The organism is Bacteroides sp. AM37-9 (genome assembly GCF_003603455.1).
GTDB lineage: Bacteria > Bacteroidota > Bacteroidia > Bacteroidales > Bacteroidaceae > Bacteroides > Bacteroides xylanisolvens.
This window is the reverse complement of the sequence record NZ_QTNF01000024.1, coordinates 80,575-88,237: the sequence shown is the minus strand read 5'-3', so window position 1 is coordinate 88,237 and position 7,663 is coordinate 80,575. Positions and strand designations below refer to the sequence as shown.

At 43.0% G+C, this 7,663-nt stretch carries 5 protein-coding genes; 2 read left to right on the top strand and 3 right to left on the bottom strand.

What is annotated here, in order from left to right; translation table 11 throughout:
- The 3 genes from DW862_RS16655 to DW862_RS16645 all read right to left on the bottom strand — a co-directional run.
- The coding region (locus DW862_RS16655; RefSeq protein ID WP_207895160.1) for an SLBB domain-containing protein at positions 1 to 1,556 on the bottom strand (1,556 nt) is incomplete at its 3' end.
- Between the two features lie 34 nt (positions 1,557 to 1,590).
- On the bottom strand, positions 1,591 to 2,157 hold the full coding sequence (locus tag DW862_RS16650) for a UpxY family transcription antiterminator (protein ID WP_118194974.1): 567 nt from the start codon (positions 2,155 to 2,157) through the stop codon (positions 1,591 to 1,593).
- Positions 2,158 to 2,410: 253 nt separating this feature from the next.
- Positions 2,411 to 3,919: a DUF3078 domain-containing protein gene (locus DW862_RS16645; protein WP_120069451.1), complete on the bottom strand. Its 1,509-nt coding sequence runs from the start codon at positions 3,917 to 3,919 to the stop codon at positions 2,411 to 2,413.
- A gap of 189 nt (positions 3,920 to 4,108) precedes the next feature.
- On the opposite strand from DW862_RS16645, the gene DW862_RS16640 reads away from it, so the two are divergent.
- On the top strand, positions 4,109 to 5,734 hold the full coding sequence (locus DW862_RS16640) for a CTP synthase (RefSeq protein ID WP_004317909.1): 1,626 nt from the start codon (positions 4,109 to 4,111) through the stop codon (positions 5,732 to 5,734).
- 57 nt (positions 5,735 to 5,791) lie between these two features.
- A complete protein-coding gene (yidC, locus tag DW862_RS16635) occupies positions 5,792 to 7,645 on the top strand; it encodes a membrane protein insertase YidC (RefSeq protein ID WP_118217893.1) in 1,854 nt (617 codons plus the stop codon).
- Positions 7,646 to 7,663: the final 18 nt, after the last annotated feature.

The following is a 7,663-nucleotide window of genomic DNA, read 5'->3' as shown; positions in this document are numbered from 1 at the left end:
GAAGCGGCTTCACGCAAGCCTCCGGCCTGAATGATCAAGTCTTCAAGAGTCATATTATCAGCATAAGGATAGGAATCAGGTTTGGCTACTTCGCCGTGGATTACAACATCTCCCCTATCTTCCAAATCATGAATACTGGGAATATAAAGAATGTCGTTTTTCGCCAGGATGATATTTTGGGAAGTACCATCCATGATGGCTTTAATGTCAACAGGGATAACTTCAGTAGTAAGATCCTCACGCTGACGATAAAGGACAGCACGGTTCAAGAAAGCATCACCCGTCAAGCCTTGGGCTTCGTTCACCAGTTCACGGACGGTATTCAGTTTACCGTTTAGCTGGTAGATACCGGGACGGTAAACGGCACCACGGATTTCAAGCTTATTAGTGAAGCGGTTAAGGATAGCCTCGGCAGTCACAACATCACCGTTTCGCATTTTATAAACACTATAATCAAGGTCTTTGACCGTATTTACTTCATATTCCTGTCCGTTCTGACGCACGACACGCAAGGAACGGGTGTAGGCGTCGGCGTCAAATCCACCGGCATAACTGATAAGCGTAGATAAGTTTTCATCCTTCTTCATTTCGAAACGCATCGGACGTTTCACTTTTCCGTCGATCTTTACCAATACGTCATAGGCGGGAACAATCACGACATCACCTTCCTGCAGACGAATGTCATCCTGAATGTTACCTTTCATGATAAATTGGTAGACGTCGATCGTGGCGATATTTTTGCCGTTACGTACCAGCTGCACATTGCGAAGACTACCTATGTCGCTGACTCCACCTGCACGGTAAAGTGCATGGAATACAGTAGAAAAGGAAGAAAGAGAGTAAGTGCCCGGTTGGACTACTTCACCCATCACATTGATCTGAATAGTACGGATGCTACCCAAAGTCAGACGGATGTCAGAAGTGGGGTCATTCGTATTATTAAGACCATTATATATCTTGTTTAATGTTTTCTTGAGATAGTCATTGGCTTCAGAAATAGTCAGGCCGTTCAGGTTAACGGGACCTATTTTCTGGATGTTGATAGTGCCATCAGGAGAAATCTGTTGGCGGATAGTGTTCTGGCTGGCTCCCCAAATGTCGATAATCACTTCATCACCGGGACCGAGACGGTAATTTAAAGGGGTGGCGATGTTGACACTGGGTTCAAAAGTCAGGTTACGGGTATTGAAGATGTTTCTTCCGAAAACCTGATTACCACGTGCGAGATCTTGAGTACTCGGATGGTCTTCCAGCATATCGGAGGTGTTCTCCTTCATTTCTTCACGTAAGCGTGATTCATTGACATCCGTACCGGTAGCGTTGGAAGCATTGACATTGTTCTGCTGCTCATAGAGCTGCTTCACACGCATAGCTTGTTCCTTGGTCACGCCCTTACGTGCAAGTTCAGAGGCTAATTGTTTTTGTTCTTTCCCTTGTCTAATCCCCTCTTTGACATATTCCAATACTTGAGAATCGCTCATAGTTTGAGCAGCCACAGGTGCGGCGCCCAACATCAATAAGAGGATGAGCGCCCCCATTAATTTTTGCATTTTCATTGAGTAATTTGAATTTTTAATTCAATTGATAGTGCTAAACCGGCTCCACACATCCTACCGGTATATCTACACATGCACATCCTAACATTGTCAGTCGGACTGCAACTTTTGATTTCCCATTTATATCTACCAATTCTCCTTCCAGCCCTGCTAATGGCCCTTTTATGACCCTTATTTTTTCTCCCGGCGCTAATGGCGATGTGCTCATACAGATCGTTTCCTCCGAATAGTCGAGCATAAATTTGAATCGTAACATTTGTTGGTCGGGAATTACAGCCGGAGTACTCTCCCCACGAAGTACCATGTAACGACTGATAGCGGATAAGGTCAGAACTTCTTTTTGTTCTTGTGGATCAACGTGGACAAAGATCATCATTGGAAGCACAACACGGTCGACAACTTTGCGACGGTCACTCCATTTATGAACTTCTTGTTGAATAGGAAGGAAATTTTCAACGCCCATTTTAGTGAGGCGTTCACTTGTTTTTTTCTCATGATAAATGCGCACAATGGCGACTAACCAGCGTTTAGAGTGCGCTACGCTTCTGCCAATCACATCTGTTGGCAGAACTTCTCGATCGTCATTTTTGCTAATGATCATATATTTTTACCCCACTTTTTTTCCATTGCTACTTAGGCAATGAAATAATTCCTGCTGCAAAGATAGATAAAATAATAAATAAGAAACAAGAAAAAGATGCTTTCTTTTCTTTTTACCAATCAAAATATGCAGTTAAAGCATGTAGTAAGAATGATTACATCATATAACAGATATGAACATAAAAAAAGACTGAATAACTTTTATAGTTAAACAGTCTTTTCTTATCTTTTAATCAGTATTCCCGAAACACGAATTACCACTTATAATTAATACCGAAGCTAAGCAATTCTTTCAACTGGAAGAAGCTATCTCCTTCGGTCGGCTTGGAGCTATCATCAAAACGGGTATGTATATAGAGCTTGGTAGAAAGATAACGGTTTAATACAAAATTGAATGTGTTTTCCCATTCTACACGTGCCCAATGGTAGTTGGTCAGGTAATTGAGACGAGACTCTAAAGTTACTGCAGAAATGATGGTCCAGTTGAATGTCGATTGCAACTGGGAACCGAAGTCATTTTTAGAGCATTTTCCTTTGTCTAAGCCAAACTTAGTTTCATTCACTTCAGAATCACCTATATAACGCAAGTTATAAGTCAACGGCGCCATAAACACGGAAAGATTAAATTTCTTCTTACTCAATTTATAATCCATACCGACACTGACTGCCAAATCTGCCGGAGACATGAAAGACGAAACCAATTCTTCACTATTAGCTTTATAACCGTTGAAGAACTGTGTCTTAAACTCGGAAGAAATGGTATAGTACCAATTCTTGAAAGCCCTCAAACCTAATTTATTATATAAGCGGAATTGGTCGGTGTTAAAAAGATATTTATGATATTCATCTGACGGAGTGGAGGTCATACCCACTTTAGCTTCCAGTTGATTCTCAAACAGGACTTTTTCATTATCATTATAGTTGGCAAAAACCTGAAAAGTCGCTAATCCGGAGAAATTACTTTCACCTCCCTTATACCAGTTATCCGAAAGGTGGTTCTGACTGATCTGCAACGATCCGTTACCTCCGGTCACCCACCAGTTAGGCCTACTAATCTTCATATTAGCCTTTCCTACATTATCATCCATGTTTTCCGGTTGAAACAGATGAATAACATTTGCTTTGGGAGATATTTTCGGCTTCACATCATGACGGAACACGTCACGACTCATAATACGATCCTCCGTAGTGACAACTAATTCCGGACGCGCCAAATAAAGATCCATCAACGCGCTGTTGACTATCTTCTCGGCACGTTGAGTTTTGGTAAATGCCAGGGTATCGTATGGCAAAAGCTCTTGCGTCAGTTGAGGAGTGGTATCCAATTGCATGGGTTTCCATTCCAGCTTCGAGTATTGAGCCATCGGAGCATAATAATATGCCAAAGGTGTAAACAGACGAAAATAATCGGGATCGGACGGAATATAACGTGGCGGCACAGACAAATCATTCAAATAATCCAATTGCGCAACATACCTATTATATAAATAAGAAACAGTATCCAATTTCGGAGTCGGACCTGACAGATTAAGTTTTAGCATTAAATATTTCTGAAGCTCTGCCGAAAGCGTATCAGCTTCCACAACTCTGGCCTTTGCCACAACTGCCGAAGGTTTGACCGTTTTAGCTGGTTTAATCACTTCAGGGGCAGGCTGCAGAGAGTCAGTCGGAAGTGAAGCAGTCTCGACTGGTTCCTGCGCAAAAAGCGATAACGATAAGATTGACAGGATAAACGCTGAACATAAAGTAGTAATTCTCATCATATTTGTCTATGGTTTAGGCTGCAAAGCTACATTATTTTGTTCAGAAATCATAGGATTCTTTCAAAATTGCATTTTTTAATAAAATTGTAGAGACGAAAGTCTGCAATCTTCCTCTTTTTTTTATAATTTTGCGCTTTTTAAGTTCGTAAGATTACTACTAAGTAAACAATTATTAAAACAGTTATAGCTGTGGGAGAAACAAAGTATATTTTCGTCACCGGTGGTGTTGCCTCTTCATTAGGAAAAGGGATCATCTCATCATCCATCGGTAAGTTGCTGCAAGCAAGAGGTTATAATGTAACCATTCAGAAGTTTGACCCGTATATCAACATCGACCCGGGAACATTGAATCCATACGAGCACGGAGAGTGCTATGTAACCGTAGACGGACACGAGGCCGACCTCGACCTGGGACACTATGAGAGATTCCTGGGTATACAAACGACAAAGGCGAACAACATTACTACGGGACGTATCTACAAGAGCGTCATTGACAAGGAACGCCGTGGAGACTATTTGGGTAAAACGATCCAAGTGATTCCTCACATCACAGACGAGATCAAACGGAATGTAAAACTGCTTGGTAATAAATACAAGTTTGATTTTGTAATCACTGAAATCGGTGGTACGGTAGGTGACATCGAGTCACTCCCCTACCTCGAAAGTATCCGTCAGTTGAAATGGGAACTTGGTAAGAACGCTCTTTGTGTACACTTGACTTATGTTCCTTATCTTGCTGCTGCCGGAGAGTTGAAAACAAAACCGACGCAACATTCTGTAAAGGAGCTCCAAAGTGTGGGTATCCAGCCGGATGTACTGGTATTGCGTGCCGAACATCCGCTAAGCGACGGACTGCGCAAGAAAGTGGCACAATTCTGTAATGTGGATGATAAAGCCGTTGTGCAGTCTATCGATGCAGAAACAATTTACGAAGTACCTATCCTGATGCAGGCGCAAGGACTGGACAGCACTATCCTCGAAAAGATGGGACTGCCGGTAGGAGAAACTCCAGGATTAGGCCCATGGCGTAAATTCCTGGAACGTCGTCACGCTGCAGAGACAAAAGAACCGATCAATATTGCACTAGTTGGAAAATACGATTTGCAGGATGCTTATAAGTCTATCCGCGAAGCTTTATCGCAGGCAGGTACTTACAATGACCGCAAAGTGGAAGTTCATTTCGTAAACAGTGAGAAACTGACAGATGAAAATGTAGGTGAAGCTTTGAAAGGCATGGCAGGTGTTATGATCGGTCCGGGATTCGGCCAACGGGGTATTGACGGCAAGTTTGTCGCTATCAAATATACACGTACGCATGACATTCCGACTTTCGGTATTTGTCTGGGTATGCAATGCATCGCCATCGAATTTGCACGCAACGTACTGGGATACGCTGATGCCAACTCACGTGAAATGGATGAAAAGACTCCGCACAACGTGATTGATATCATGGAAGAACAAAAAGCAATCACCAACATGGGTGGTACGATGCGTCTGGGTGCTTACGAATGTGTATTGCAGAAAGGTTCGAAAGCATATCAGGCTTACGGACAAGAACATATTCAGGAACGTCACCGTCATCGCTATGAGTTCAATAATGACTATAAAGACCGATATGAAGCTGCCGGCATGAAATGTGTAGGTATCAACCCGGAATCGGATCTGGTAGAAATCGTTGAAATCCCGGCTTTGAAATGGTTTGTCGGTACACAATTCCATCCGGAATATGGCAGTACGGTACTGAACCCTCATCCGTTGTTCGTGGCATTCGTGAAGGCTGCTATCGAAAACGAAAAAACAACGGCAAAAGGCTAACGATACGCGGTAAACGACCGGTAGTTTGTAATTTTATAATTTGTAATTAAAATAAGAATGGATAAAAACACCATCACAGGTCTCGTTCTAATAGGCATATTATTGGTAGGATTCAGCTTTTTGAGTCGTCCAAGCGAGGAACAGATAGCTGCACAAAAAAGATACTATGACTCTATTGCCGTAGTACAGCAGCAGGAGGAAGCGTTGAAGGCGAAAACAGAAGCTGCGCTGGCTAACAGCCAAAAAGAGGTTGCATCGGCTGCCGATTCTTCTGCTTTGTTTTTCAATGCCTTGCATGGGACCGATTCTAAAATCAGCATCCAGAATAATGTAGCGGAAATTACTTTCGCAACAAAAGGCGGACGTGTCTATTCAGCCATGCTGAAGGATTATATGGCACAGGATAAAAAGACACCGATTATGTTGTTCGACGGTGACGATGCTTCGATGAACTTCAACTTCTACAACAAAGCAGGAGCCATCCAGACCAAAGATTATTTCTTTGAAGCTGTAAACAAGACGGATAGTAGTGTTACCATGCGTCTGGCTGCGGATAGCGCAAGCTATATCGATTTCATCTATACGCTGAAACCGGATAGCTACCTGATGAACTTTGAAATCAAAGCGACAGGCATGGAAAACAAGTTGGCAAGCACCAAGTATGTGGACATCGACTGGTCACAACGCGCCCGCCAACTGGAAAAAGGATTCACCTATGAGAATCGTCTGTCGGAACTGACTTATAAAGTAACAGGCGACAATGTGGACAACTTATCTGCTGCCAAAGATGACAGTCAGAATTTGCCGGGACGCATCGACTGGGTAGCTTTCAAGAATCAGTTCTTCTCTTCTGTATTTATTGCTGAACAGGATTTCGACAAGGTTTCCGTAAAGTCAAAAATGGAGCAGCAAGGAAGCGGATATATCAAAGATTATTCTGCTGAAATGAATACTTTCTTTGATCCGACTGGCAAAGAACCGACAGAGATGTATTTCTATTTCGGTCCGAACCACTTTAAGACGCTGAAAGCGCTGGATAAAGGCCGCGACGAGAAATGGGAACTTCACAGACTGGTTTACTTGGGCTGGCCGTTGATTCGCTGGATTAACCAGTTTATCACAATCAACGTATTCGACTGGTTGTCCGGCTGGGGATTGAGCATGGGTATCGTACTGTTGATTCTGACTATCATGGTGAAAGTCGTGGTTTATCCGGCTACCTGGAAAACATATATGTCTTCTGCCAAGATGCGTGTATTGAAACCGAAAATTGACGAAATCAGCAAGAAATATCCGAAGCAGGAAGATGCAATGAAGAAACAGCAGGAGGTGATGGGTCTTTACAGCCAGTACGGGGTAAGCCCGATGGGCGGCTGTCTGCCGATGTTATTGCAGTTCCCTATCTTGATGGCTTTGTTTATGTTCGTGCCGAGTGCTATCGAGCTGCGTCAACAGAGTTTCTTGTGGGCGGACGACCTTTCTACTTATGACGCTATCATCACATTCCCATTCCATATTCCGTTCCTGGGCAACCACCTTAGCTTGTTCTGCTTGCTGATGACGGTGACCAACATCTTGAACACGAAGTACACGATGTCTATGCAGGATACCGGAGCGCAGCCACAAATGGCGGCTATGAAATGGATGATGTACCTGATGCCGATTATGTTCTTGTTTGTCTTGAACGACTATCCGTCAGGTTTGAACTATTACTATTTCGTGTCAACGCTGATTAGCGTGGGTACTATGATTCTGCTTCGTAAAACGACCGACGAAACTAAATTGCTGGCTATTCTTGAAGCGAAAAAGAAGGACCCGAAACAAATGAAAAAGACCGGATTTGCTGCCCGCCTGGAAGCGATGCAAAAGCAACAAGAGCTACTGCAACAGCAAAGACAGAATAAAAAATAAGGAATTATTCCTGAATCA

Coding starts and splice junctions, on each gene's coding strand:
- DW862_RS16650 (WP_118194974.1), bottom strand. CDS start 2,157: ATGATCATTAGCAAAAATGACGATCGAGAAGTTCTGCCAACAGATGTG.
- DW862_RS16645 (WP_120069451.1), bottom strand. CDS start 3,919: ATGATGAGAATTACTACTTTATGTTCAGCGTTTATCCTGTCAATCTTA.
- yidC (WP_118217893.1), top strand. CDS start 5,792: ATGGATAAAAACACCATCACAGGTCTCGTTCTAATAGGCATATTATTG.